This window comes from Rhodococcus sp. IEGM 1302, assembly GCF_030056935.1.
GTDB lineage: Bacteria > Actinomycetota > Actinomycetes > Mycobacteriales > Mycobacteriaceae > Rhodococcus_F > Rhodococcus_F qingshengii.
In genome coordinates, this window is record NZ_JASHKY010000001.1 from 40,924 (window position 1) to 66,983 (window position 26,060).

Sequence of the window (26,060 nt, forward strand, 5' to 3'; positions counted from 1 at the left end):
GTCGGCGGTATTCGACAGGGGGTCAATCGAATTTGTAGGTGTCCCGAAAGGATCTTCCAGCCATGGCGTCTCACGTCCACAGCTCCGGTTCGTCTCCTAGTGCGCCCGAACCGACATCGATACCGGAGCGTTGGACTCCGCGACTGGTGTTCTCTCTGGCGTCGATCGTTCTACTTCTCGAGATGCTCGCGGTGAGCTACATGATGATTTCCACTGCGCTGCCGGCCATCTCGGCGCATTATCAAACGACGCAGGGAGCTTGGCTGCTCACGTCGTTCTTGCTGCTGGGGGCGGTCGCGTCTCCTCTGCTCGGAAAGCTCGCCGACATGTACGGCAAGCGAAAAGTCCTGCTCTTGGCGGTCGCCGGCGCAGCGGTCGGATCCTTCATTTCGGCGGTTGCGCCGAGCTATGCCGTCCTGATTCTGGGCCGGTCATTGACGGGTCTTCTCGTTCCCTGCCTCTTCCTGAGCTACTCCCTCATTCGAGATGTCTTCCCGCCGAAAACTGTTGCGCTGGCAGTCAGTATCGCGACTTCCGGTATGGGTCTGATCGCGATTCCGGCGCCGTTCGTCTCCGGTTGGTTGATCGACAACCACGGGTTCCGGAGCATCTTCTGGTTCTTTGTCGTCGGGCTGGTTCTCCTCGGCGGCATGATCTTCGCTTCGACGGCGGAATCGACTGTCCGACTTCGCTCTTCGCTGGACCTGATCGGCGCGGTACTGCTCGGATCGGGCATCGCCGGAATTCTGATCGGCGTCAGCTTCGGCCCGACCTGGGGCTGGAAGAACGGTTCGACACTGGCCTACCTGATCGGCGGCGTCGCACTGTTGGTGGCTTGGGTTGCCTCTGCCCGAGCCATCCGCGAGCCCTTGATCGACCTGCGCTACTTCGGCAAGCGTTCGGTGATGCTCACCGCCGTCGGTGCCGGTTTCTGCTACGGCGCATCGGGAGTCTTCACGATTTTGCTGCCGATGATGGTGATGACCCCCGCAGTTCTCGGCCTGGGATACGGATTCGGCGTGACGGCAGAGGGATTCGCGATCTTCCAGGCGCCCCTTGGCGGCATGGTGGTGGTCGGTGGTTTGATCGTGGGCTTCCTCGTGGGGCGCAACATCCGGCCCCGTCTGCTGATGATCATCGGAATGATCCTCATGGCAGTCGGATTCACGTTGACGGCAACCATTCACGACAACAAGCCTCTGCTCATCATCTTTGCCGGAATCTTCGGTGTCGGTATGGGTATGGGCTACGCCTCCATCCCGAACCTGCTCATCGAGGCAGTGCCGCCGCAGTTGCAGGCAACCACGGCGAGCATGGTTGCGGTCTTCCAGAGCATCTTCCCCGCAGTGCTTCCCGTCATCGCCTTCACGGTCTTGAACTCGCACATCGCGATGGCGATGGAGGGCGCTGTCTTCTACACCGACGAGGGCATGCGTATCGCGTTCCTGATCGGTGCTGCTGCAGCAGTTCTCGGCGCGATCGCAGCCGTGTTCCTGCCGCGAAACATCGTCCAGATCGGCGCAGAAGACGGTGTGCAGCAGGAGACGTCCCTCCTCCCTGCTCACTGATCACACGATGATGTGCGGCTACTGGCCAACGTCCGTGGCCGCACATCGCCGTGGTGGCACTTCGGCGTCATGCAAGATGAATCTCCTGCAGCGAGATCTCACCCCGCAGCGGACGCTCTGCGACCTGTGCCAGATCAGATACGAATGTGTCCGCGATCGATCGGGTGGTGGTGAGTTGTACCGACAGAACATTGTTCGCTTGACTGCACACAGTTGCGCCGTGCCGGTACGCCACCAGCGCCACTGGATCGACGCGTTGGAAAGTCGCGGTGACGTGTAGGCCGACCTGTGGTGTCACCGGAACGAACGGGCCGTGGTCCGTCTTGATGCGAACTATCCCGATGATCTTGTTGAGACGCTTGATCAACATGGCGTCGGAGATCGTTGCCGGGCAACGGTATGCGATCGACATTCCGGTGACTCCCGGCGATGTCACGGATACCCATGTAGACAGGCTGACGACCTCGACGCCGAGCTTCCACCCCAGCGACGAAATACGTGCGAGAACCGCCGCGGTATCGTGGCATTCGACCACCATGGTGCCCACCCGACTCGTATCGGTGCCCACCCGAGCCGCTTCACCCATTTCCTCGACCTCCTCCGCCTAGAGAGGAAGTCCGGGCGCATCGACCCCGATGATTCTCGATCCCCGGAAGAAGTCGAGAAGCTCTGCGTCGCCGTGTGCGCCGATACCGCTTCCGCCCCAGAAACTCTGGGTCGAGTGGTCGTCTAGGTCCAGGAGGCTGGTGCTGTTGATCTTGTTCTCACCGCAATCGATTCGGGTCGCAAGTTCACGAGCGGCGTCGACGTCGGCGCCGAACACGTATCCGGCCAGGCCGGTATCGAGAGCGTTGGCCTCGAGCAGAGCTTCCTCGTCGGTTGATGCTCGGTGCATCGTCAGGATCGGCCCGAAGGTCTCCGATTTGGTCTGCTCCGACGAGATTCCGTGCACCACTGTCGGTGGGAAGAACCATCCGGAATCGTCAGGCACGGGGGTGCTCGAGACGGCCGTGCCGCCCACGCCACGGAGGAATTCGACGGTATCCCGCATCCGTTGGAGTTGAGGCTCGTTCGCCTGCGGACCCATCGTGGTGTTGGCGTCATCGGTTCGGCCGAGTGCGATTTCGGCCGTGCGGTCGAGTATTGCGTCGACAAGCCGGTCGTGAAGGTGCGGCGGCACGAAGACGCTTCCCGGACTCTCACACCATTGCCCGTTGAGTTTGGTGAACCCGTCGACGAGTGCGGTGGCAGTCAGATCGATGTCGGCGTCGGCGCGGATGATCACGGGGTTGTTGCTGCCGAGCTCGAGTTGAAGAGCCTTGAAATCGGTAGAAGCTGCAGCGGCGATGGAACTACCGGCTGCTCGGCCGCCGGTGAACGCCAGTGCTCGGATTCGTCGATCGGAGGCCAGTAGATGCCCGACGTCCCCGCCTCCGTGAACGAGTTGAAACAGAGCTTTCGGCGCGTCGACTTCGGCGATGGCACGTGAGATCGCCTCGGCAAGCACGTTGGGACCCGACGGAGCCCAGTTGGAGGGCTTGGCGATGACCGGAGCACCTGCGGCCAAAGCGAATGCGGTCTTCTTGGCGGTGATGAAGCTCGGTGCGTTCCACGGTGCGATCACAGCGGTCGGGCCCCACGCCAGCCGATGTAATTGTGCACCTGACGCCAGCTGCTCGAACCCGGAGGAGTTCTTCAGATGCGTTGCAGCACTGCGGAACAGATCGGGAAGTCCGCCGGCGAAAAGTGTGCTGATCGAAAGCGGAAGGCCGTTGTTCTTGGAGTCCTCACGAGCGATCGCCGCAGTCCGTTCTTCGACAAGTTCAGCCGTTCTCTCGAGTAGGCGCACCCGGTCGGCGACCGATCGACGGGTCCAGACACCCGATCGGTGAAGTTCTGTCGCGGCGGTGATCGCCCTCTCCACCTGTTCGGTGGAGGACGCGAGTTGGGCTTGCAGTTTCTCTCCGGTGTCGGGATCGGTGAGAAATTCGCCGAGGTCGATAGCCGGTGTTTCGACGTTTCCGTCGATCGTGTTGTTCTGGGGCACGAGTGAGCATGAAGTGGTCATGACTGTCCTTCGTGGCGAAATCGTTTGTAGGTCAGATGTTGTCGAGGTAGCGTTCGCGTTCCCAGTCGGTGACCGCGGACATGAAGGAATCCCATTCGTCCTTGGCGACCGCCGCATAGTGCGATACGACCTCGGCGCCGAACGCCGCGAGTGCGAACTCACTGGCCTCGAGCGCACGCGCCGCTTCGTCCAGTGTGCCGGGCAGCGGTTGTTGCTTCACCTTCTCGAGTGTGTCTGTGTCGCTGTACCCGTCGCGTCGTACCGGTGCGCCGGGATCGAGCTTTCGTGTCAGACCGTCGTTCATCGACGCCAGAACGGCGGCGAGTGCGAGATACGGATTTGCGTCCGCCCCTGGCAGTCTCATTTCGAGACGGTTGGCGGACGGTGCACCGGTGATGAGTCGGCAGGTGGTAGTCCTGTTGTCGAAACCCCAGGTCAAGCCGTTCCCCGAGAAATCGTGGCTGGCTCTGGTGCGGCGCATCGAGTTGATGGTCGGCGTGTAGAACAGCATGAGTTCCGGGCAGTGCTCGAGAACTCCGCCGACGGCGTGCAGCAGCTCGGCGCTCGCGGTGTTTTCTGCGCTTTCGTCGTGGAACGGGAAGGTGTCGTCGCTCCGCATGGACGCGTGAATATGACACGACGAGCCCATGCCGTCGGTGCTCGGACGTGCCATGAAGGTAGCAGTGAGCCCTTCTGCCGCAGCGACGTCGTGGACGACCTGCTTGAATAGCACATGGCGGTCGGCCATCTCGAGCGCGGTTCCGTATTCGAGGTTGATCTCCCACTGGCCCAGGCCGTATTCGACCTGAGAGACCTCCACGGGAATCGCGCTCTCCTCCAACGCGGTTCGTACCTTGCGGAAGAAAGGTTCCATCGCGTTGCCGGCGGTGATGGTGTAATCCGAGGGCACCAGGGTGGTGGGTTCGAGATCCCGATAGCCGCTGCGCCGCAATGCGTCGGGGGCACCTCGGTAGAGGTGGAACTCGAGTTCCGTTGCCGCGTAGACGGTGTGGCCGTCAGCTTCGAGCTTGTCGATCTGCTTGCGCAGGATCGTGCGCGGTGCGATCGGGACGAGCTCGCCGGTATGTTCGTCGACCGAGTCTGCGATGACGATGGCAGTGGACTCGAGCCACGACGCACGTCGAAGTGTCCCCAGATCGGGTCGCAGACGGAAGTCATGCCAGCCGGTGTGTCCGCCGGCGTAGTCGACAACGAGTTTGTCCATGCGTTGGCTGGCATCCCAGGCATACACACAGGTGCACACATGCAGACCCTCGTCGATGTTCGCGAGGAAAATTCGCGTCGGGACTCGTTTGCCGATCAACCGTCCGTAGAGGTCGATACCGGCGATGAGGACGGTGTCGATGTCGGACTCGGCGAGCTCGGCCGTGGTGAGCCGGCCTTTCATCGGGCAAGCCATCCGCCGTCGACGGGCAGCTGGACTCCACTGATGTAGGAGGCGTCGTCGGAGAGCAGGAAGGAGACTGCACCACCCATGTCCTCGGGGCGGCCGACGCGCGGCACCAGGAGCCTGGACTTCATGAAGTCGAGAACTTCGCCGGAGGAGACGTCGATGCCAGGCAGGAAGGCGGTGGGGACCGGCCCGGGGGCGATCGCGTTGACTCGTACGTTGTACCGCGAGAGTTCGACGGCCAGAGCCTTCGTCAGCATCTTCACTCCACCCTTCGACGCGTTGTAGTGGACCTGTGCGAAGCCCTGGGAGGACACGACCACGTCCGCTTCCACCGTCGACAAGTTCACCACAGCGCCGCTGTTGCCGTCGCGGAAGTATGGGGTGGCGATCTGCGTGACGATGAACATGCCCTTGAGATTGACGTCGAGGACGAGGTCCCACTCTTCGTCGGTGAGGTTCTCGAGAGAACTCATCGTGATCAGGCCGGCGTTGTTGACGAGGTAGTCGAAGCGTCCCCATTCGGCGACGGTGGCTTCGAAAGCGGCGCTCACGGCGGCGCGGTCGCGCACATCGGCCTCAAGGGCGAGCGCGGCTGTGCCGTACTGCGATTCGATAAGTGCGACGGTCTCCTTTGCACTTTCGATGTGAAGGTCCACGACCGCGACGCGGGCACCGTCGGAGGCGAGGCGCAGCGCGATGCCGCGGCCGATTCCGGAGCCTGCACCGGTGATCAGGGCAACCTTGTTCTCATGCGTACGTGACATTGTTGTCTTCCATTCTGTGATGATCGATCTGGTGAGAAGAATTGGTCCGACGGGAGGTTGCAGCGTCGACGAGCCACGAGAAGAGCGGGTCGATTTCGACGAAGAATTCGGGGTGCCACTGCACGCCCACCACGGGGCGATCGTCGGCCTGGATGGCTTCGGCGACGCCGTCGAGCGCGCGTCCGACGATCCGGAGTCCGTTCCCCGGGGCATCCACTGCTTGGTGGTGAAGGCTGTTCACGTGAATGCTGTTGCCGTACAGACTATATGGGATGGAGCCGGATTCAAGGGCGACCTGTTGTGGTCGGTAGGAACGCGGATAGCCGAAGAAGCTGTGCGCCTCACCGGCGTCGGTCGGAAGGTCGGCAATCAGAGTGCCCCCGCGGGCGACGTTGACGACCTGGTGTCCTCGACATACACCCAGGATCGGCAGTCCGATTTCCCAGGCTGCATCGACCAGGGCGAACTCGAATTCGTCCCGAGCGGGGTCGATCATCGAGGAGTTTGGTCCGGGGGTGCGGCCGTATCGCCTGGGGTCCACGTCGGAACCACCGCTGAGGACGAGGGCGTCGAGATGCTCGACGATTCGGCGCGGATCACTGTGGATGCTCAGCAGGATCGGTTGACCACCGGCGGCGCGGATCTTCGACGGAAAATCGGTGAAGAACATTTCCATCAATGCGTCGCCGACGACGTTCGGTAGTGACGGCCCGCCTCGGTCGACGCGGCCGGTGACTCCGATCAGGGGCATGGCGGGGAGTGCCTCCGCCGTCATCGTGAATTGGGTCATAGGAGCGAGCATAGAACCATTGAATGGCTTTTCGCTAGGGTTTGGCTTGTAAAGTTGGAGTAACGGGTTCGAAGTGCCGCGCGCTGCTGTATCTATTCAAGGACAGTTGCGAATGGCGCGTTCGATTTTGCAGCCCGTGACGAAGCGTACGAGGACGAAGCTGAAGAGTCGGTCCAGGCACCGAGTAGGGGGTACGAGACGTGCAGATCGACAAGCTGCCGGCCATCGAATTCATGGTCAGTGCACCGACGTTGGGGGAGGATATCGCTCGACGCTTGCGACTGCTCATTCACAGCGGCGCGCTCAGCCCCGGTGATCGCCTGCCGTCCGAGCGTGAACTGTCTCAGCAACTCGAAGTCGGTCGAGTCAGTGTGCGAGAAGCTATCCGAATCCTTCAGGCAATGGGATACATCGAGGTGCGACGCGGTGCAACGGGTGGATCGTTCGTTTCGGAGTTGACCAGGCCTTATGAAGACTGGGTTGGGCAGTTGAAAGCGCGAGAAGCAGACATCGACGAGATCGTCGACCTCCGTATCGGGTTGGAAATGCGCACGGCAAGCCTCGCGGCGGTCCGGCGAACCGATCGTCATCTTCTCGAGTTGCTCGAATCCATTGAGCAATTGGGGGTTTCCGGAAGTCGGGGATCGTTCCGGGCTTGTGACGCCAGGTTCCACGGCGGTATCGCCAGAGCGGCGGGAAACAGCAGGTTGGAGGCCGCTGTGGTCGAGGCTCGCGGCGAAATGTTCGTCCCCGTCGATCATCTCGTGTTCGAAGACCAGGTCGAGGCTTCGAGGGTGGAGCACAAGGAAATCTTCGAGGCGATCAAGCGGGGCGACAGCGCTCGCGCGGCGGAGGCAATGGAACGTCACATTCTGCACGCAAAAGACGAGCTCAAACGCTTGGCGCTGCAGGAAGAAGGCTGACGGGAGCGCGACGAACGGACGGTTCGTCCCGTTTTTCGCAAGTAAAAGTTTTGTGAATTGGGTCCCGAATCGACTTCAATGGTTCTAACATCGCCCGTATGACCCATACTTCCGTCAATGCTTCACGTGATGCATCCGGCGATGACCGAACTCTTCGAGGCTCGCTGGGTACCGGCTCGATAGTCCTCATGGTCGTTGCCGCAGCTGCTCCCCTGACTGTGATCAGTGGTCTTGTGCCGCTGGGTATTTCCGGTGGCAACGGTGCGGGCTTCCCCATGACCTTCGCCGTGACAACCGGTGTACTTCTGCTCTTCGCCGTCGGGTTCACCGCGATGTCGCGTTACATCCCGGGAACCGGAGCGTTCTATCTCTACATCGGACATGGTCTCGGCCGTGGTGCCGGCGTCGGCAGTGCGATGTTGGCCCTCGTCAGTTACAGCACAGTGCAATTGGCCGTATACGGCTACCTCGGCCCGGCAATGAGTTCGTTGATCACCTCCCACGGTGGTCCGGAGGTGCCGTGGTGGATCTTCTCGCTCGCCTCGTTGGCTCTGGTAGCCGTCCTCGGATTTCGTCATATCGAATTGTCGGGCAAGGTGCTCGGCATCCTGTTGATCGCAGAGGTCGGGATCGTAGTCGTACTCGACGCTTTCATCATCGCCGACGGTGGTCCGGAAGGCCCGTCGACAGCAATGTTCTCTCCGTCGGAAATATTCTCCGGATCCCCCGGCGTCGCATTGGTATTCGCGCTTGCCGGTTACATCGGGTTCGAGTCGACGGCGATCTTCCGTGACGAAGCGAAGGATCCCGCGCGGACTGTCCCGCGAGCGACATACGCCGCCTTGATCCTCATCGGCGGCTTCTACGCTCTCTCCAGTTGGGCGGTTGTGACAGCCTGGGGCGACAAGGGTGCAGTGGACATTGCGGGTACTGACCCCGACGGCATGCTGATCACCACTGCCACCGACTTTGCCGGAACGGTGACAGCCCACCTGATTCAAATTCTGTTGGTGTCCAGTCTCTTTGCCGCAGTTCTGTCTCTCCACAATGTCTTGGCCAGATACATCTTCGTTCTGTCGAACACCGGCGTTCTGCCGGGCGCAGGTGGGCGGACGCACCGCGTGCATGGTTCGCCGCACATCGCGTCAGTGGTGCAATCCTGCTGTGCTTTGGTACTTCTCGGAGCTTGCATCGTCATCGGTCTGGATCCGGTGACACAGATCTTCGCGTGGTTCGCCGGCGTTGCAACGGTGGGGATCGTGGCTCTCATGTTGCTCACGTGCCTTGCGGTGCTCGTCTTCTTTCATCGTACGAAGGTCGATCAGCGATTCTGGCACACCAAACTTGCCCCGAGCTTGGGCCTTGTCGGGCTGATCGGCTTCGCGATCGCCATTGCCGGAAACCTTCCGCTCCTACTGGGCGGCAACATTCTGGCCGTGGTGATGACCGGGGTGCTGGTGCTCGCGTTTGTCGGTGGATTCCTCTATGCGCGACGACGGAAGCAAGTGAGCTTCGAACTCCCGTCGTGAGAGGGCTTTCGGTGAAATGATGGGTGCACCCGCACTCGAGAAAGCAGGACTCCCATGACGTTCGCGGATCTGGACGGCGATGAACTGTGGAGTTACCTGACGGAGCGTTCAGGACTGCCCGGCCCGCGCGCGAACCTTGGGCTCATGCTCGAGTTCGCGCGCGGCGCCGATGACGACGACATCCTGCTGGCAGCGGAGTCCGAGGACGAATACATCCGCTGCTGTGGGATCGTCGGGCTCGGATTCATCTTCGTTCGCTCGCACGAGCGATCCGTTCTCCGCAGCTTGACGGAGGCGACCACCAGTGCGTCGTGGCGCGCACGTGAAGCTGCCGCGATGGCCGTTCAGGCGATAGGTGACACGGATCCGCAATTATTGCGGGCGATCATCGAGCAGTGGTCACGGTCCGCCCATCCATTGACGCTGCGCGCAGCGGCTGCGGGGATCTGCGAGCCACGGTTGCTGAAGGACAAGACCAACGCTGCGCTGGCCGTTCAGGTGTGCCGAGACGCTACCGAGTGGATCGTCTCGCAACCAGCTGATTCTCGTCGCGAGGCCGACACACGGACTCTCCGGCAGGCGCTTGGATACTGCTGGAGTGTCGCGGTTGCGGCGGATCCGGAGAATGCCCTGCCGGCATTCGTCTCCCTGGGGGCGTCGGACGACACCGATGTCGTCTGGATCGTGCGGGAGAACCGGAAGAAGGCTCGCCTGCGCAAGGTGCTCGAAAGCTGACCCGTGGAACAGAGTCGTAGGTTATCCTCAGAATTAGAACCTGTTCTAACTACGAGGGGTAGACCATGGCACCGTCCGCAGAGGTAATCCGCAAGACCGTCGACGCCTACATCGAGACCGTTGCGACGGGCACTGCTGCCCAGGTTGTGGCCCTGTACGCAGAGGGTGCAACGGTTGAAGACCCGGTTGGTACCGACGTGCGCACCACCCGTGAGTCCATTCTCGAGTTCTACTCCGTGATCGAGAATTTCGACCAGGAAGCTCACCTTCAGACCCTCCGCATCGCCGGAAACGAAGCGGCATTCCACTTCTCGCTGATCACCAAGCTCGGCGAGCAGACTCTGACCATCGCACCCATCGACGTCATGACCTTCGACGACGACGGAAAGATCCTGTCGATGCGTGCATTCTGGAACCAGGAAGACATGATCACCGCCTGACATGACGGTCAAGACGATCGACGTCGACGGATTCTGTTGGCAGATCGATGATTCCGGTTCCGGGACAGCTGTGGTCATGTGCCACGGCTTTCCCGGCCTCGGATACAGCTATCGCCATCAGTCGGCAGCGTTGGCGGAAGCGGGTTTTCGGTCGATTGCACTCGACATGCCCGGTTACGGCGGCACTACCCGCCCCGACGCGATCGAGGACTACACCAACGACGCCGTCGCGAACCGGCTGATCGACCTACTCGACGCTCTCGGAATCGACAAAGCGGTGTTCGTCGGACACGATTTCGGCGCTCCGGTTGCGTGGACGACAGCGCTTCGTCACCCCGATCGCGTTGCGGGACTGGTCTCCTTGGCGGTTCCCTATGCGCCGGACAGATTCCCGGCCAAGCCCTCGGCCATCTACGCCGCCTTGGCGCGCAAGCACTTTCTGCACATTCACTATTTTCAGGAACCGGGTGTTGCGGAGCGCGAACTCGACGCCCGTCCACGTGAATTCCTTCAGCGGCTCTTCCACGCCTTGTCCGGGGCTTACCGGTACCTCGATGTGTGGAAGAACCCCTCCGAAGGAAACGGCTATCTCGACGTACTTCCCGAGGCGCCGGCGTTGCCGTGGTCGTGGTTCACCGAGGATGATTTGGATGCCTATGTAAAGGCCTTTACTGCAACAGGTTTCACCGGTGGCTTGAACTGGTACCGAGCGTATGACGCCAATTGGGAACGCAGCGCGGATCTGGACGGAGCGCACATCGAGGTCCCGACGCTCTTCGTTGCGGGCGCGGAAGACCCGGTCATCGCGATGAGCGGTCCCAAGGCATTGGACCGAATGAAGGACACCGTCCCCGACCTGCGGGGTGTACATCTCCTCGGCGGTGCGGGGCACTTCGTACAACAAGAACACGCTGCCGAGGTCAATGAACTTTTGATCTCTTTCCTTCGGTCGCTCTAGGCGAAAACCGGGCCGAAGGTCTAGCGTTGCGCAGATGCGCACCAGGATCTTCGATCGCGGTATTCGGGTAGGTATCACCGGTGCTCTTGTTGCCGGTTCGCTTCTGGCTCTGGGCGTGTCCGGTGCCGCCGCCGCTCCGCCTTGCCCTGGATCGTCACCCGCCATACTCAGCGCCCAGATTCCGGGTGCGGCCCTCGAGGGTGTCACGGTGGACGGGCAAGGGCGCCTGTATACGACCGACCTGGTGAGTGGGCGGATCTTCCGCGTCGACGGGCCTGGTCAGGCCGCAGTTCCGATCGCGACGGTTCCCGGCGGTGCGGGCGCACTCGCGTGGAGCCCGGACGGTTCACTGCTGGTGGGTACCGGAGCAAACGCCGGCGTGCTGATCGGCGATCTGACGCGTGCTGCGTCGGTCGCGCGGGTGGACGTGAACTCGGGCGCCGTGACGCCGATAGCCGGTGGTCTGAGCGCTGCAAACGGCCTTGCCGTCGCGCACGACGGGACGATCTACGCCACCAACGATTTCGGTTCGCTGATCGGAAAGGTCAGCCCGAATGGTTCCGTCGACCCGGCGTGGGCAACCTTCCCGAGTGCAAACGGCGCTGCCCTGAGCGCCGATAATCGCTGGCTCTACGTTTCGCGCACGTTCGCAAACCCGGGTGTCAGCCGCATCTCCGTGGACAATCCGGGATATTCGGAGTCGTTGGTCGATCTCGGTGGTTTCGAAACCTTCTCTGCCCCAGATGGTTTGACCTTGGACTCGCGAGATCGCGCAATTGTTCCCACGGACATCAGTGGTGAGGTGTGGCGGATCGACGGACCCGGCCAGTACTGCTCGCTCACCAGCGGACTGCAAGCGTCGAGTGTGTTGACCTACGGGCGTGGCAATTCCGGTTTCGCGGCCGGGCATCTCTACCGCGCCGGGTTCGACGGAAAGATCTTCGAGATTCCGGCCGGCTTCGACGCGGGCGCCCAGGCCGCAACACCCTGACGCGACACCCTGACGCGACTTACCCACTACTGATGCCGGGACTGCCGGAATCGTCCATACTGGTCTGCATGGCGGAAACGAGTGAGATCGACGAGGCCGAAGTGGCCCTTCCCGCGATACCGCAGCCGTTGCTGACCCCGCTCACGGAAGCTGCGATCTTCCTGGTTTTCACCATCGACGAGGGTGGTGAGCAGGCAGTTCACGACGTTCTGGCGGATATTTCCGGGCTGCAACGCTCGATCGGATTCCGGGTTCCCGCCGGTGGCTTGGCTGCCGTCGTCGGCATCGGTTCGGATGCGTGGGATCGACTTTTCGACGGTCCACGGCCGGCGGAATTGCATCCGTTCGTCGAGTTGACCGGTGACAAACACCACGCCCCGCGCACGCCGGGCGATCTGTTGTTTCACATCCGGGCCCGTCAGATGGACCTGTGCTTCGAGTTCGCCACGGTCGTGACCAACAGGTTGGCCGGGGCCGCGTCGGTGATCGACGAGGTCCACGGGTTCAAGTATTTCGAGCAACGCGACCTCATGGGTTTTGTCGACGGTACCGAGAACCCGTCCGGGCAGGCCGCTTACGTCGCGGTCACCGTCGGTGACGAGGATCCGGATTTCGCAGGCAGCAGTTACGTCATCGTCCAGAAGTACCTCCACGACATGTCGGAGTGGAACTCCCTGCCCGTCGAGGAGCAGGAGAACGTCATCGGACGCTCCAAGCTCGAAGATCTCGAGATGGACGACGACACCAAGCCGGCCAACTCCCACACCGCACTCACCGTCATCGAGGACGAATCCGGTGAGCAGATCCAGATTCTGCGGGACAACATGCCGTTCGGCCACGTCGGCTCCGCTGAGATGGGTACCTATTTCATCGGTTACTCGGCGTCGCCTACGGTCACCGAGCAGATGCTCACCAACATGTTCATCGGGAATCCCGTCGGCAATTACGACCGCATTCTCGATTTCTCCACCGCCGTCACCGGAATCAATTTCTTCGTTCCGACGGCGGACTTTCTCGACGATCCCCCGGACTTGCCGACCAGGCTCGTTCCCGAAGCGACGTTCACAGCGCCCATCTCTGACGGTTCTCTCGGAATCGGCAGCCTCAAAAGGAGTGCCCAGCAATGACAAACCTGCACCGCGACCTAGCACCCATTTCGGCAGCAGCCTGGGCCGAGATCGAAGAAGAGGCGAGCCGTACCTTCAAGCGTCACGTCGCCGGTCGTCGTGTCGTGGATGTGGAGGGACCGTCGGGTGACGATCTCGCGGCCATCCCACTCGGGCATCAGGTGCCGATCAATCCCTTGGCCGACGGCGTCATCGCACATGCTCGTCAGTCCCAGCCGATCATCGAACTGCGGGTCCCTTTCACCGTCAGCCGTCAGGCCATCGACGACGTCGAACGCGGCGCCAAGGACTCCGACTGGCAGCCCGTCAAGGACGCGGCCAAGCAGATCGCGTTCGCCGAGGACCGCGCCATCTTCGAGGGATACCCAGCAGCCAGCATCACCGGCGTGCGGGCCAGCGGTTCCAACCCGGAACTGAAGCTACCCATTGACGCCAAGGACTACCCGGAAGCCATCAGCCAGGCGATCACGTCGCTGCGCTTGGCCGGTGTCAACGGACCGTACTCACTGCTCCTGAATGCAGATGCGTTCACCGCGATCAACGAGACCTCCGATCACGGCTACCCCATCCGCGAGCACCTGCGACGCGTCCTCGACGGCGAGATCATCTGGGCCCCGGCCATCGACGGCGCTTTCCTGCTGTCGACGCGTGGCGGTGACTACGAATTGCACCTCGGCCAGGACCTGTCCATCGGCTATCTCTCGCACGATGCGAACTCCGTCGAGCTGTACTTCCAGGAATCGATGACGTTCCTCATGTACACCAGCGAAGCTGTTGTCTCACTTGCGTGAGACCTTTCGAAACCTCTGATACCAGGGTGGGCGAGGCAGTTCGCCGATGTCCTGGAGATGGGCGACAAAGGCCTGGGCATCCGCATGCGAAGACGACTTCGGCCGTCCGCCCGCCCACGCTGTGAACAACTGAAGATAACGATCGCCGAGAGTGTGGCGCACGACCGGAAGGTGGTGCGCCACTTCTCCTGCGCGCTTTCGGAGCAGCGCCGCCGAGACAACGGCGGCTTCGTCTTTGTCGAAGCCTTCGGGCAGTTCGCCACCCGCCACCAGTGCGCGAATCAGCGCCTCTTGACGCTCACCGAGCGTGCTCATGTGCGTGACCAATCGGTGCCCGCGGTGATGCGATCGAGCCCTGCTGCGTCGGCGATGGCATCGAGCTCGTCGAGCAATTCCAGTGCCGGCGGATAGTTTCCGTCGCGCTCGAGCATGATGGCGGGATGGTGACCGGCGGCGGTGAACTGCGCAAGGAGTTCCAGCACGGCTTCGGGTACCGGATCGGTGTGCGTGTCGTGGTATTTGCCGTCGCTGATGCTGCCACCGGCGATGTGGCAGTATGCGATTCGCTCGAGTGGTAGCCGGCTCAGCTCGGCCCAGGGATCACGCCCTCGGTTGAGGGCATTGGCATAGACGTTCGCGATGTCGAGAACCAGCAGGGCTCCGGTGCGCTCGACGATCTCCGCGAGAAACTCCCCTTCGGTCAACTCGTCGTCCGGCCAGTCGAACAGGGCGGCAACGTTTTCGACGGCGAACGGCACCGGTAGACCGTCCTGAGTCCGGGTGATGTTGCGTACCAGGGCGTCGACGGCTTCGTAGGTGCGCGGAAGTGGGAGCAGGTGGCCGGCCTCGATGCCGCCTGCACGCACGAATGCGATGTGCTCGCTCGCCAAGGGAGCGCCCAGTAGCTGGGATGCACGCGCAAGGTGATCGATCCGTGCCTGATCTACCGCCTCGGCCCCGCCAAGTGAGAGCGAGATTCCGTGCGGGATCACCGGAACTCCCAGCGAGCCGAGGTGCGGCGGTATCTCGTTTCCGACGGATTCGGCAATGACTTCGCAGAATGCCAGGCCGTCGAGTTGCGCGATGATTCCGGAGACCTCGGGGCGCCAACCGATTCCCAGGCCGTGCAGGGTCATTCGAGTCACCTCCCGTGTGCAACTGCTAACGGCGACTATAGACGGATCAGCCGGGCAACCAGTTGGGTCCCGGACCGTTGCCTTCTTCGAAGATCAGCCACGTTTTGGTCGAGAGAACCCCGTCGAGTCCCTGGAGTTCTTCGAGAACGGTGTGGCGTAGTTCCTGGTTGTCCGGGGCTCGAACCAGCACCAGAACGTCGAAGTCGCCGCCGAGGAGGGAGAAGTGCTCGACAAACGGCAGGGCCTTCAAGGACGCCGCCAGACCTCGCCACGAGTGCTGCCTGATCGAGAGTGCGACGTATGCCGAGGAGCCGAGTCCGGCCTTCTCGTGGGCGATCCGCGTCGTGAATCCGGTGATGATTCCGGCGTCCTCGAGCCTTTCGATGCGGACGTAGGCGTGAGCGCGGGATATGTGCGCCTTTTCGGCCAGTGCACGCATGGAGATGCGACTGTCTGCGACCAGTTCGGCGATGATGCGACGGTCGATCGCATCGAGAGCGTGCGGTTCGGTGGCCATCTGTCCATTCCTGGTTCGGTAGTCGAGTCGGTTGATGGACATATTGCTGCCCGAATCCTCATGATAGGCCGTTTGTCTTGAATCCTCGACGCTTGCTGCCATTACGTCGCCGAAGTGCGAATACTGATGGACACAACGTCTTCTGGAGGTAGAAGTGACACTTGTCGAGCCCTTGGGGGAACTGCGGTATCAGAAGTTCCTGCCGGCCGATTCTGCGGTGCAGTACCTCGACCCTGCCGGAGAACTGACGCGCAGCGAGGCCCGGTACGCAAAACCGAGCGACGATCGCCTGATCGCGATGTATCGAAAGATGTTCCTGGGCAGGCGTTTCGACCAGCAGGCGACGGCGCTGACCAAACAGGGGCGCCTGGCCGTGTATCCGTCCTCGCGAGGGCAGGAGGCATGTCAGATCGCGGCAGCGATGAGTCTGGAGCCGAGTGACTGGCTCTTCCCCACCTACCGGGATTCGATGGCGTTGGCCGCCAGGGGTGTCGATCCGGTGCAGATTCTGAGCATGCTCGCCGGCGACTGGCACTGCGGATACGACCCGGTCGCACTGCGCAGTGCGCCGCAGTGCACCCCGCTGGCAACGCAATTGCTGCATGCAGCGGGGGTGGCCTACGGGGAGTCTCGACGGGGCTTGAACACCGTCGCCTTGGCGCTCTGTGGTGACGGCGCCACCAGTGAGGGCGATTTCCACGAGGCGCTGAACTTCGCCGCCGTCTTCAAGGCGCCGGTGATCTTTCTGGTGCAGAACAACGGATTTGCGATCAGCGTGCCACTGTCGCGCCAAAGCGCAGCACCGACGTTGGCGCACAAGGGCGTCGGCTACGGGATCGGCAGCGAGCAGGTAGACGGCAACGATCCCGTTGCGATGCTGGCCGTCATGGACGAGGCGGCACGCTTCGTCCGCAGCGGAAACGGACCGGTGATCGTCGAGGCACACACTTATCGCATCGACGCACACACCAATGCCGACGACGCCACCCGCTACCGCGACAGCGCCGAGGTGGAAGCCTGGCTCGGGCGAGATCCGTTGCCGCGTCTCGAAAAGTATCTGCGCGCACACGATCTGATCGACGACGCGTTCGTGGAATCGCTGACTGCAGAGGCAGAAACCGCGGCCGCCACACTGCGCGCCGGCATGAATGTCGACCGCCCGCACGATCCGCTCGATCTGTTCCGGTACGTCTTCGCCGAGCAGACACCGCAATTGCGTGAGCAACAAGCCCAACTCGAAACCGAACTTGCTGCCGAAGCCGCTGACACAGGGGGACACTGACCATGCCCATGCTCACGATGGCTCAGGCCCTCAACACCGCGCTACGCGACTCTCTGGCTGCGGACGACAACGTTGTCGTCTTCGGTGAGGACGTCGGCACCCTGGGCGGCGTTTTCCGCGTCACCGACGGCCTCACCCGCGACTTCGGCGACGACCGATGCTTCGACACTCCCCTCGCCGAGTCCGGCATCATCGGATTCGCAATCGGCATGGCCATGGCCGGTTTTCGTCCGGTCGTGGAAATGCAGTTCGACGCGTTTGCCTATCCGGCGTTCGAACAGATCGCCTCCCATGTGGCGAAGATCCGCAACCGCACCAAGGGCGCGCTGTCGATTCCGATAGTCATTCGTGTTCCTTTTGCCGGCGGTATCGGCGGGGTGGAGCATCACTGTGATTCCAGTGAGGGCTACTACGCGCACACACCCGGACTGAAGGTTGTGGCGCCGTCCACGGTGGAAGATGCGTACTCGCTGCTACGTTCGGCAATCGAGGACCTCGACCCCGTGATCTTCCTCGAGCCCAAGAAGCTGTACTTCGCGCGAGCAGATGTCGAACTGACCGCATGTGAGCCGATCGGTCGCGCCGTCGTCCGTCGCCCCGGTCGTGACGCGACGCTCATCGCCTACGGTCCGTCCGTGGATGTTGCACTGAGGTCCGCCGAGGCCGCTGCAGCCGAGGGCCGGGACATCGAGGTGATCGACATCCGCTCGATAGTGCCGTTCGACGACGAGACGGTCACCGCATCGGTGCGAAAGACCGGACGCTGCATCGTCATCCAGGAAGCGCAGGGTTTTGCCGGTGTGGGTGCAGAAATTGCTGCCCGCGTGCAGGAACGGTGTTTCCACCATCTCCATGCCCCGGTGCTCCGGGTCAGCGGCTTCGACATCCCCTACCCCGCTCCCAAGCTCGAGCGTCACCACCTGCCCAGCGTCGACCGGGTCCTGGACGCCGTCGACCGTCTGCAGTGGAACGACGCCCCGGACACCCGTTGGGCGGTGACGGCATGAGCAATCAGGTATTCATGCTCCCCGATCTGGGTGAAGGTCTGGCCGAGGCCGACATCGCGGAGTGGCACGTCAAGGTCGGCGACGTGGTCACCATCGATCAGATCGTCGTCGAGGTGGAAACTGCGAAAGCTGCTGTGGATGTGCCCATCCCGTTCGCCGGGACCGTGATCGAACTACACGGCAAAGACGGAGACACCCTGAAGGTGGGCACACCGCTGATCACTGTGAGTGGTGGCGAGAGTGTCGACGCGGTCGTTTCGGCCAACCACGAGCGCTACCGCGAAGAGGAACGCGCCGGTTCGGGCAACGTCCTGATCGGCTACGGCACCAGCGAGGATGCACCTCTGCGCCGCCGCAGAGCGGCTCCGTCGGTACGCGTGATCTCGCCGATCGTTCGTAAACTGGCCTCTGACAACAGTATCGACCTAACCACGATTTCCGGTTCGGGCGCCGGCGGAGTCATCACGCGCGCCGACGTCGAGGCCGGGTCGAACACCGGCACGGAATTGGAAACGTCACACGCGGCCGACCAGCGGATCCCGATCAAGGGACTACGCAAGGTGGTTGCCGACAAGCTGTCCACCAGCCGCCGTGAGATCCCGGACGCAACAACCTGGGTTGACGTCGACGCCACCGAACTCTTGGCGGCGCGAGCCGAGATCAACAAGTCACTGCCCGATTCCGACAAGATCAGCCTGATGGCGCTCCTGGCTCGGCTGACCATCGCGGCGTTGGCGCAGTACCCCGAACTGAACTCGTCGGTCGATACTGCTCGAGGCGAGATCGTCCGACACGCCCGCACCCACCTGGGGATCGCCGCGCAGACACCGAAGGGATTGATGGTACCGGTCATTCGAAATGCGGACGCCCTGAGCACCGTCGAACTCGCACAAGCACTTCGGGTGACCACCGACCTTGCGCGCGACGGCAAACTCGAACCCGCCCGCCTGACCGGCGGCACGTTCACGCTCAACAACTACGGGGTATTCGGGGTCGACGGATCGACTCCGATCATCAATCACCCCGAGGCGGCAATTCTGGGGATCGGACGCATCATCGACAAGCCGTGGGTCGTGAACGGCGAGTTGACCGTTCGTAAGGTCACTCAGATCTCGTTGAGCTTCGACCACCGCGTCTGTGACGGGGGCGAAGCCGGCGGATTCCTGAGGCTGTTCGGTGACTACATCGAGAACCCGATCCGCGTCCTGGGAAGGCTCTGATGACAACTGCAGAACCCCACAGCGACGTCGTGATCCTCGGTGGAGGATCGGGTGGCTATGCCTGCGCGATCCGCGCCGCCCAACTCGGGTTGTCGGTCACGCTGATCGAGGCGGACAAGGTCGGCGGAACGTGCCTGCACCGCGGATGCATCCCGACCAAGGCACTGCTGCATTCCGCCGAGGTGGCCGATTCGGCACGCACCAGTGAGCAATTCGGTGTCCGGGCATCTTTTGCCGGCATCGACGTCGCGCAGGTGCACGACTACAAGAACGGGACAGTCGAGCGGCTGTACAGCGGTCTGCAAGGCTTGTTGGCGCAACACAAGATCACCATCGTCAACGGATACGGGACGTATGTCGGTGGGCGAAGCATCGACGTCGACGGAACCCGCTACACCGGAACATCACTCGTTCTGGCCACCGGCTCGTATCCGCGGGAACTCCCCGGCATCGAACTCGGCCGACGGATCGTCACCAGCGACCAGGCACTCGAACTCGACCGGGTGCCCACCAGCGCAACGGTACTCGGTGGCGGTGTCATCGGCGTCGAGTTCGCAAGCCTCTGGCGCTCGTTCGGCGCCGAAGTAACGATCGTCGAGGCACTCCCCCGACTGATCGCCGCCGAGGATCCGTGGTCGTCGAAGCAGCTGGAGCGGGCATACCGGAAACGTGGAATCGTCTGTAAGACAGACACAAAGGTCGATTCCGCGAAAGAAGCAGCCGGTTCCGTCCGCATCGAACTAAGCGACGGAACGATACTCGACACCGACCTACTGTTGGTCGCCGTCGGCCGCGGACCTCGCACGGACGGTAACGGTTTCGCAGAAAACGGAATCAGCCTCGACAAGGGACTTGTCGTCACCGACGAACGCCTCCGTACGTCCGTGGACGGTGTGTACGCGGTCGGCGACATCGTGCCCGGTCTTGCGTTGGCGCACCGAGGTTTCCAACAAGGAATCTTTGTGGCTGAACAGATTGCCGGCAAGGATCCGATACCGGTCGCCGAACACCTGATTCCTCGCGTGACGTACTCACATCCCGAAGTTGCATCGGTCGGGCTCGGCGAAGAGGTGGCGCGCACGCAGTACGCCGACGTCTCCACCGTCATCTACGACCTGGCAGGTAACGGCAAGAGTCAGATCCTGCGAACTACCGGTGGAATCAAAGTGATTCGAAGCGGAACGAAAGGCCCTGTTGTCGGAGTTCACCTGGTGGGAGACCGCGTCGGCGAACTGATCGGTGAGGCGCAGTTGGCCGTTGCCTGGGAAGCACTTCCCGATGAAGTGGGGCGTTTCATCCACGCGCACCCCAGTCAGAACGAAGCGTTGGGCGAGGCCATGCTCGCACTCGCGGGAACACCACTGCACGCCCACAACTGACCCGAAGACAGAAAAGGAGATTCAATGAGTATCGACGACGAACTGCGCTGGGACGGTGAACTGACCGTCACTCGCCATGATCGGGAGACCGGCACGACTTTCGTGATTCGAATCGACTCCACCCGTCTGGGACCGGCGTCGGGTGGCACGCGGGCCGCTCACTATCCCTCGATCGGCCACGCTCTCGCGGACGCCGGGAAGCTCGCCGGTGCAATGACTTTGAAGATGGCTGTCTCCGACCTGCCGATGGGTGGCGGGAAGTCGGTGATCGCACTGCCAGCACCGCGCAATCAGATCGACGCCGCAACCTGGTCTCGTATCCTCGGCATCCACGCCGAGAACATCGACAAGCTCGAAGGAAACTACTGGACCGGTCCCGACGTCAACACCAACTCTTCCGACATGGATCAGCTCAGTCGCACCACCAGATACGTCTTCGGGCGTTCGGTTGACAACGGTGGCGCCGGTTCCAGCGCGCACGCCACCGCTCTGGGTGTGTTCGAAGCGATGAAGGCCACGGCGCGTCGCCGAGGACTCGGAACACTCGACGGCCGAACGGTACTGGTACAGGGGCTCGGCGCCGTCGGCGGCGACGTCGTCCGTCTCGCAGCGCAGGCTGGCGCACGTCTGCTGGTTGCCGATACGGACCCGCAGCGCCTCGAGGCGGCTTCTCTCGCGGGGCACACGGTCGTTCCTGCCGGCGAGGTCCTCCGAACACCGTGTGACCTCTTTGCCCCCTGCGCGATGGGAGGCATCATCGATTTCGCTGCGGCTGCGTCGATTCCGACTCTGGCCGTGGCGGGCGCAGCAAACAACATCTTGACCGATGCCGCTGCCGGTGAGGTTCTGCGAGACCGCGGGGTTCTCTGTGCCCCTGATTTCGTCGCGAACGCAGGCGGAGCCTTTCACCTCGTGGGGCGAGAAGTCCTGGGGTGGAACGAAGACGACGTCGTCGAACGAACCCGAGGCATCGGTCGAACCTTGGACGAGGTGTACTCGTTGAGCGAGGAACGTGGCATCACTACCGAGGCCGCAGCGCTTTTGCTCGCCCGGGCGCGGCTATCCCCCGCATCCACCGCCGCCGCCGCCACATCCGCCGCCCCCGCTGCAGCTGCTGCCTCCCCCGCCTGAACCGCCACCGTCCGAACCCCCGCTACTTCCGCTGCCGTCGGCACCGATTCCGGCGGCGGAGGCCAAGGCGGGATTGATCATCAGCATCGCCGAACCGGCGAAGAGAGCGGCGGACATTCCCGCCAAACGTGGTCCGTAGGCGGAGAAGGCAGGCTTGTTGCGCGGGGACAGGTAGGCGTGTGCCGTGGTCAGTTCCGAACGTGCCGCCTTGCCAGAGGTGGTTCGATCGAAGTTGAGCCCGAGCAGCGGGATGCTGAACCCGGTGACGAGTACGGCGAGAATCAGAAACTCGACGGGCTTGTCGTTGTGCAGTCCGAAAGTAATGCGGACGATACCCACGGCCACCAGGATCTTCAGCGGAACTGTGGAGAGAAAGATTGAACGCCTGGCGCTGTCGGAGGTCAGGTATCCCCGGTCCGCCAAAGAGTTTCGTAGGCGAGCTGTTTCCACCGTCATACGCTCGGCGAGTTGGCGCCGACGATGGGGTAGAGCCTGCTGGGCCAGGCGCTGGTACACGGTGAGGGTGTACCAGTCCAGGGTCTCGTCGCCAGGGCCCAACGGGCGCAGGACAGCGCCGTCGGTGGTGATCAGGTCAGCGCTACGCAGGATTGCCAATGATGCTGCGATGGCGCGTGACTCGCCGGTGAGCATTCCGACTTCCGGAGGCGTCAGTTGCTCGGCGGAATACCCGTGCTCGGTTGAGTACCCGTGCCGGCGTGCCCGGATCATCAGACGCCACCCCAGAGTGAGAACCATGAGCGTGGCCGAAACGGCTATGTAGCCGTAGAGGAAATCCTCGCTGGGGATCCCCCAGGTGTCGGCTGCATGCGTGCTCATCCCCCACACCCCCCGCCGCCGCAACTGCTCCCACTGCCGCCACCGCCGTCCGAGCCGGATGATCCGGATGAGGAGCCACAACTGTAGTAGCTCGAACTTCCGCCACCCGGGCTGTACGCGGCGCCCGCAGCTACCGCTCCCGCCAGCGCCGGATCGATCAGAACCAGAGCGCCCGCACCGAAGAGCGCCGCCGACAGCCCGGCGAGCGAGGGACCGTAGCTCGTGTACGCGGGCCGCAGTTTCGGTGAGAGGTACGAGTTTTCGTGCTTGAGGCGTCGAAGCTCGCTGTCTCCCAAAGCTGTCCGACGACGCTTGATGCGAAGAAGTGGAATCATCAGAGCGAGAACGATGATGGTGAGGAGCAGGAACCCGACCGGCTTACCGCCGGCGATTCCGGCGACGAGACGGACTACGCCGATAGCAATGACCGCCACGATCGGAACGGTCCGAAGGGCAGCGGTCAGACCGTCCTGCTGGCGTTGCAAATATCCCTCGTCGATCAACGTCGTACGTAGTTGTGCGAGTGCGACGTTCAGCCGTCCCATCAGACGCACCTGCCGCAGCGGGACCTTTCCGTTGCCGAGCCGCTTGTGCACCGTACGGGTGAACCAGTCGAGACGATTCTTGTCCTCCGCAGTGAGTGCCAGCTTGGTCTTGCCTTCGGTGCTGATCAGCTCGGCGCTGCGCAGAATAGCCATCGACGCCAGCACCGCTTGGTAGTCACTGGTCAAGGCACCGATCTCGGGAGGAGTGAGCGGCCGACGGACAGCGTCGACGACCACCGGTGACCGGCGCGCAGTCATTCGGCTGTACAGCGAGAGTCCGATCGCGACGGCAGCCGCCACCAGGTACCACTGAAGGAAAGTCTGGCTGGGGATCCCCCATGTATCCGTATGATCATGCATCGCACACCACCTCTCGATGAACTCCTGAGACAAGTCCAGTCTCTTTGTCCGACAACTGATGTCAGTATCGGGCCAGTGCCCGGAAAAGCGATATCCGGATGGCCATCGTCACCATTCCGTTACCGCCGAACTGGGGATTTACCGGCCGGTAGGTCGAAGCACGATCTCCGTGGGGTGTGCGTCGGACGGTGTTTCGACGGCAGTGAGTACGGCACGCGCCACAGTGGAGGCTTTCAGGAAGCGCTCCGGGTCGTACTCGTCGCCCTCACCGGCGACGATGTCGCGCTGCATGTCGGTGTCGATCCGTCCGGGGTGAATGGAGGTGACCCGCAGTGCCGGCTCTTCCAGGCGCAACGCATCTCCGAAAGCGCGCAGGGCGAACTTGCTGGCCGCATACGAGCCCCAGCCGGCGTTGGCGCGCAGTCCGGCACCCGAATTGATCAGTACGACGTGGCCACCGGCTGCCCTGAGGGCAGGAAGGAGGACACGCGTGAGTTCGGCGACGGCGATGACGTTTGCCTCGAGGGTGTGTCGCCACTGATCGACCGAGGATTCCTCGATGGTTCCGATGTCGGCCACGCCGGCGTTGTGTACCAGCACGTCGAGCGTCGTGATGGACGAGGCGGCGGCGGCGACGGCGTCGTAGTCCGTGAGGTCGAGGGGTAGAGGCGTCGATCCGGGCAGTTCGGCGCAGATCGGCTCGAGGGCCTGCGCGGATCGTGCACCGAGCAGCAGGTCGTGTGTCGGCGCCAGTTCGCGTGCGATGGCAGCTCCGAGGCCGCGACTGGAACCGGTGATCAAGGCAGTAGGACGCATGGTGCGAGCCTATCGAGTGAGGATTGTTCGGCCAGACGAACTTGTGTATTTGTTTACCCACATATTAGAGTTCGACCATGACGACACGCGACGCGAAGAACTTCCGCCGCCTGGGAATTGCCGCCCTCGCCGCCCTGCTTCTGTCCAGCTGTTCTGCGGTGAGTTCTGGCTCCGACGACGACCGCCCGGTGGTGCTCACCACGTTCACCGTGCTGTCGGACATCGCCCAGAACGTTGCCGGCGATCATCTTCGCGTCGAGTCGATCACCAAGGCGGGGGCCGAAATTCACGGCTACGAGCCGACGCCCGGAGACATTCGGCGGGCGAGCGAAGCCGATCTGATCCTCGACAACGGCATGAACCTCGAGGCGTGGTTCGCGAAATTCGTCAACGGACTGGACGTGCCACACGTCGTGGTCAGCGACGGCGTCGAAGGCATTCCGATCGCCGGCGACGCGTATGCGGGCAAGCCCAATCCGCATGCATGGATGTCTCCGTTGAATACGCAGATCTACGTCGACAACATGGTGACTGCTTTCAGCGACCTCGACCCGGACAACGCCTCGGCATTTGCGGAGAACGGCGCGAAGTACAAGGCGGAACTGCAAGCAGTTCAGGACGGCCTGGTCAGTGGGCTGGCGGCATTGCCCGCAGGTCAGCGTGCACTCGTCAGTTGCGAGGGTGCGTTCTCCTATCTGGCCAGGGACGCGGGACTCAGCGAGGCGTACATCTGGCCGGTCAATGCCGAGCAGCAGGCGACGCCGCAGCAGATCATCGCCGCGATCGACTTCGTCCGAGCCAATTCCGTTCCCGCCGTCTTCTGCGAGTCGACGGTCTCGGATGCCCCCATGCAGCAGGTTGTCGGGGCGACCGGCGCGAAGTTCGGCGGAACGCTGTACGTCGATTCGCTGTCCGAAGCCGACGGTCCCGTGCCCACCTATCTGGACATGATTCGCCACGACACCGACGTCATCCTCGGCGGTCTGACCGGCGGTAAATCATGAACGAAGCCATTCGCGTCGAAAACGTCAGCGTTCACTACGGCGAGGTCCACGCACTGGACCACGTCGATCTGACGTTGAACTCGGGTAGCGTCTGCGGACTGATCGGCATGAACGGTTCAGGAAAGTCGACTCTGTTCAAAGTGATCATGGGGATGATCAAGCCGGACAACGGTTCTGTCAGAATCGCCGGTCTCGACGCAGCCACTGCGCGCAAGAGCGGCCGCGTCGGATACGTGCCGCAGAGTGAAGACGTCGACTGGACCTTCCCGATCAGCGTCCGTGACATCGTGATGATGGGCAGGTACGGCCACCTCGGATTCTTGCGACGTCCGCGGCGTGCAGATCGCGAGGCGGTGGCAGAGGCCCTCGAGCGGGTGGAACTCACCGAATTTGCGGATCGTCAGATCGGTCAGCTCTCGGGTGGTCAGAAGAAGCGCGCGTTCGTCGCACGCGGCATCGCTCAGGACGCGTCGATACTGCTGCTGGACGAGCCGTTTGCGGGCGTCGACAAGCGTTCCGAGGCAACGATTTCTACGCTGCTACGAGAGTTGGCTTCCGACGGCCGGTCGATCTTGGTCTCGACCCACGATCTCCACGCTGTGCCGAAACTCTGCGACGAGGCGGTACTGCTCATGCGCAAGGTCCTGGTGCATTCCGACCCGGACACCGTGCTGCAACCGGAAAACCTCGCCCTGGCTTTCGGTCTCGACGTGATGGACAGGACCTGA

The 26,060-nt window shown here is 62.5% G+C and carries 27 protein-coding genes; 16 read left to right on the forward strand and 11 right to left on the reverse strand.

Features of this window, described 5'->3' with window-relative positions:
* Positions 1-62: 62 nt before the first annotated feature.
* Positions 63-1,568 carry an MFS transporter gene (locus QM609_RS00185; protein WP_030537475.1) on the forward strand — a complete coding sequence of 502 codons (1,506 nt, stop codon included), beginning with the start codon at positions 63-65 and terminating at the stop codon, positions 1,566-1,568.
* 67 nt (positions 1,569-1,635) lie between these two features.
* On the opposite strand, the gene QM609_RS00190 is transcribed toward QM609_RS00185, so the two are convergent.
* The 5 genes from QM609_RS00190 to QM609_RS00210 are packed head-to-tail and all read right to left on the reverse strand — an operon-like array spanning position 1,636 to position 6,604.
* Positions 1,636-2,154 (reverse strand): hypothetical protein, encoded by a 519-nt coding sequence (locus tag QM609_RS00190; protein WP_007729094.1) that lies wholly within the window; start codon positions 2,152-2,154, stop codon positions 1,636-1,638.
* Between the two features lie 18 nt (positions 2,155-2,172).
* Positions 2,173-3,636, reverse strand: a complete 1,464-nt coding sequence (locus QM609_RS00195; protein ID WP_076948824.1) for an aldehyde dehydrogenase family protein — start codon at positions 3,634-3,636, stop codon at positions 2,173-2,175.
* 31 nt (positions 3,637-3,667) lie between these two features.
* Positions 3,668-5,044 (reverse strand): glutamine synthetase family protein, encoded by a 1,377-nt coding sequence (locus tag QM609_RS00200; RefSeq protein ID WP_007729091.1) that lies wholly within the window; start codon positions 5,042-5,044, stop codon positions 3,668-3,670.
* Positions 5,041-5,814, reverse strand: a complete 774-nt coding sequence (locus QM609_RS00205) for an SDR family NAD(P)-dependent oxidoreductase (RefSeq protein ID WP_007729089.1) — start codon at positions 5,812-5,814, stop codon at positions 5,041-5,043. The genes QM609_RS00200 and QM609_RS00205 overlap by 4 nt, the downstream gene beginning before the upstream one ends.
* Positions 5,798-6,604: a gamma-glutamyl-gamma-aminobutyrate hydrolase family protein gene (locus tag QM609_RS00210; protein ID WP_158656627.1), complete on the reverse strand. Its 807-nt coding sequence runs from the start codon at positions 6,602-6,604 to the stop codon at positions 5,798-5,800. Before QM609_RS00210 ends, QM609_RS00205 begins: the two co-directional genes overlap by 17 nt.
* Before the next feature lie 200 nt (positions 6,605-6,804).
* Between QM609_RS00210 and QM609_RS00215 the strand changes: the two genes are divergently transcribed.
* The 8 genes from QM609_RS00215 (at position 6,805) to QM609_RS00250 (ending at position 14,098) form a co-directional block, all read left to right on the forward strand.
* Positions 6,805-7,527, forward strand: coding sequence for a FadR/GntR family transcriptional regulator (locus QM609_RS00215; protein WP_007729085.1), 723 nt, complete (start codon positions 6,805-6,807; stop codon positions 7,525-7,527).
* Between the two features lie 98 nt (positions 7,528-7,625).
* Entirely contained in the window at positions 7,626-9,056 is a 1,431-nt protein-coding gene (locus QM609_RS00220) for an APC family permease (protein WP_283336843.1), read from the forward strand.
* A 54-nt stretch (positions 9,057-9,110) separates the two neighbouring features.
* Positions 9,111-9,791, forward strand: a complete 681-nt coding sequence (locus QM609_RS00225; protein WP_007729081.1) for a hypothetical protein — start codon at positions 9,111-9,113, stop codon at positions 9,789-9,791.
* Between the two features lie 65 nt (positions 9,792-9,856).
* The gene (locus QM609_RS00230) at positions 9,857-10,231 is read left to right on the forward strand and encodes a nuclear transport factor 2 family protein (protein WP_003942502.1); all 375 of its coding nucleotides are present in this window, start codon (positions 9,857-9,859) and stop codon (positions 10,229-10,231) included.
* 1 nt (position 10,232) lies between these two features.
* Positions 10,233-11,189 (forward strand): alpha/beta fold hydrolase, encoded by a 957-nt coding sequence (locus QM609_RS00235; RefSeq protein ID WP_076948822.1) that lies wholly within the window; start codon positions 10,233-10,235, stop codon positions 11,187-11,189.
* A gap of 34 nt (positions 11,190-11,223) precedes the next feature.
* Positions 11,224-12,180 (forward strand): SMP-30/gluconolactonase/LRE family protein, encoded by a 957-nt coding sequence (locus QM609_RS00240; protein ID WP_007729077.1) that lies wholly within the window; start codon positions 11,224-11,226, stop codon positions 12,178-12,180.
* A 68-nt stretch (positions 12,181-12,248) separates the two neighbouring features.
* Complete coding sequence (locus QM609_RS00245) at positions 12,249-13,307, forward strand: Dyp-type peroxidase (RefSeq protein ID WP_042447536.1); 1,059 nt, start codon at positions 12,249-12,251, stop codon at positions 13,305-13,307.
* Positions 13,304-14,098 (forward strand): family 1 encapsulin nanocompartment shell protein, encoded by a 795-nt coding sequence (locus QM609_RS00250; RefSeq protein WP_003942478.1) that lies wholly within the window; start codon positions 13,304-13,306, stop codon positions 14,096-14,098. Before QM609_RS00245 ends, QM609_RS00250 begins: the two co-directional genes overlap by 4 nt.
* Here QM609_RS00250 and QM609_RS00255 read toward each other — a convergent pair.
* From QM609_RS00255 to QM609_RS00265, 3 genes are read right to left on the reverse strand one after another with little or no spacing between them, the layout of a single operon-like run.
* On the reverse strand, positions 14,087-14,413 hold the full coding sequence (locus tag QM609_RS00255) for an SCO6045 C-terminal-like domain-containing protein (protein WP_050655904.1): 327 nt from the start codon (positions 14,411-14,413) through the stop codon (positions 14,087-14,089). The genes QM609_RS00250 and QM609_RS00255 overlap by 12 nt on opposite strands.
* Positions 14,410-15,234, reverse strand: a complete 825-nt coding sequence (locus QM609_RS00260) for an MbnB/TglH/ChrH family RiPP precursor modification enzyme (protein ID WP_007729070.1) — start codon at positions 15,232-15,234, stop codon at positions 14,410-14,412. The genes QM609_RS00255 and QM609_RS00260 overlap by 4 nt, the downstream gene beginning before the upstream one ends.
* Before the next feature lie 46 nt (positions 15,235-15,280).
* The gene (locus QM609_RS00265; protein ID WP_020971454.1) at positions 15,281-15,751 is read right to left on the reverse strand and encodes an Lrp/AsnC family transcriptional regulator; all 471 of its coding nucleotides are present in this window, start codon (positions 15,749-15,751) and stop codon (positions 15,281-15,283) included.
* 154 nt (positions 15,752-15,905) lie between these two features.
* Here QM609_RS00265 and pdhA point away from each other — a divergent pair, with 154 nt between their 5' ends.
* Genes pdhA through QM609_RS00290 form a run of 5 tightly spaced genes read left to right on the forward strand, consistent with a single transcriptional unit; the run spans position 15,906 to position 21,770 of the window.
* Positions 15,906-17,033, forward strand: coding sequence for a pyruvate dehydrogenase (acetyl-transferring) E1 component subunit alpha (gene pdhA / locus QM609_RS00270; RefSeq protein ID WP_003942481.1), 1,128 nt, complete (start codon positions 15,906-15,908; stop codon positions 17,031-17,033).
* A gap of 2 nt (positions 17,034-17,035) precedes the next feature.
* The gene (locus QM609_RS00275; protein ID WP_050655903.1) at positions 17,036-18,040 is read left to right on the forward strand and encodes an alpha-ketoacid dehydrogenase subunit beta; all 1,005 of its coding nucleotides are present in this window, start codon (positions 17,036-17,038) and stop codon (positions 18,038-18,040) included.
* Positions 18,037-19,260 carry a dihydrolipoamide acetyltransferase family protein gene (locus QM609_RS00280; protein ID WP_050655910.1) on the forward strand — a complete coding sequence of 408 codons (1,224 nt, stop codon included), beginning with the start codon at positions 18,037-18,039 and terminating at the stop codon, positions 19,258-19,260. Before QM609_RS00275 ends, QM609_RS00280 begins: the two co-directional genes overlap by 4 nt.
* Complete coding sequence (gene lpdA / locus QM609_RS00285; protein WP_283336848.1) at positions 19,260-20,639, forward strand: dihydrolipoyl dehydrogenase; 1,380 nt, start codon at positions 19,260-19,262, stop codon at positions 20,637-20,639. Before QM609_RS00280 ends, lpdA begins: the two co-directional genes overlap by 1 nt.
* 24 nt (positions 20,640-20,663) lie before the next feature.
* Entirely contained in the window at positions 20,664-21,770 is a 1,107-nt protein-coding gene (locus QM609_RS00290) for a Glu/Leu/Phe/Val dehydrogenase family protein (RefSeq protein ID WP_050655901.1), read from the forward strand.
* On the opposite strand, the gene QM609_RS00295 is transcribed toward QM609_RS00290, so the two are convergent.
* From QM609_RS00295 to QM609_RS00305, 3 genes are all read right to left on the reverse strand, one after another.
* On the reverse strand, positions 21,699-22,607 hold the full coding sequence (locus QM609_RS00295; protein ID WP_047272643.1) for a TIGR04222 domain-containing membrane protein: 909 nt from the start codon (positions 22,605-22,607) through the stop codon (positions 21,699-21,701). The two genes, QM609_RS00290 and QM609_RS00295, sit on opposite strands and share 72 nt — an antisense overlap.
* Positions 22,604-23,512 carry a TIGR04222 domain-containing membrane protein gene (locus tag QM609_RS00300; protein WP_050655900.1) on the reverse strand — a complete coding sequence of 303 codons (909 nt, stop codon included), beginning with the start codon at positions 23,510-23,512 and terminating at the stop codon, positions 22,604-22,606. The genes QM609_RS00295 and QM609_RS00300 overlap by 4 nt, the downstream gene beginning before the upstream one ends.
* Positions 23,513-23,650: 138 nt before the next feature.
* Positions 23,651-24,328: an SDR family oxidoreductase gene (locus QM609_RS00305; RefSeq protein ID WP_050655899.1), complete on the reverse strand. Its 678-nt coding sequence runs from the start codon at positions 24,326-24,328 to the stop codon at positions 23,651-23,653.
* A 77-nt stretch (positions 24,329-24,405) separates the two neighbouring features.
* Between QM609_RS00305 and QM609_RS00310 the strand changes: the two genes are divergently transcribed.
* Positions 24,406-25,332, forward strand: coding sequence for a metal ABC transporter substrate-binding protein (locus QM609_RS00310; RefSeq protein WP_047272640.1), 927 nt, complete (start codon positions 24,406-24,408; stop codon positions 25,330-25,332).
* A complete protein-coding gene (locus QM609_RS00315) occupies positions 25,329-26,060 on the forward strand; it encodes a metal ABC transporter ATP-binding protein (RefSeq protein ID WP_050655898.1) in 732 nt (243 codons plus the stop codon). The genes QM609_RS00310 and QM609_RS00315 overlap by 4 nt, the downstream gene beginning before the upstream one ends.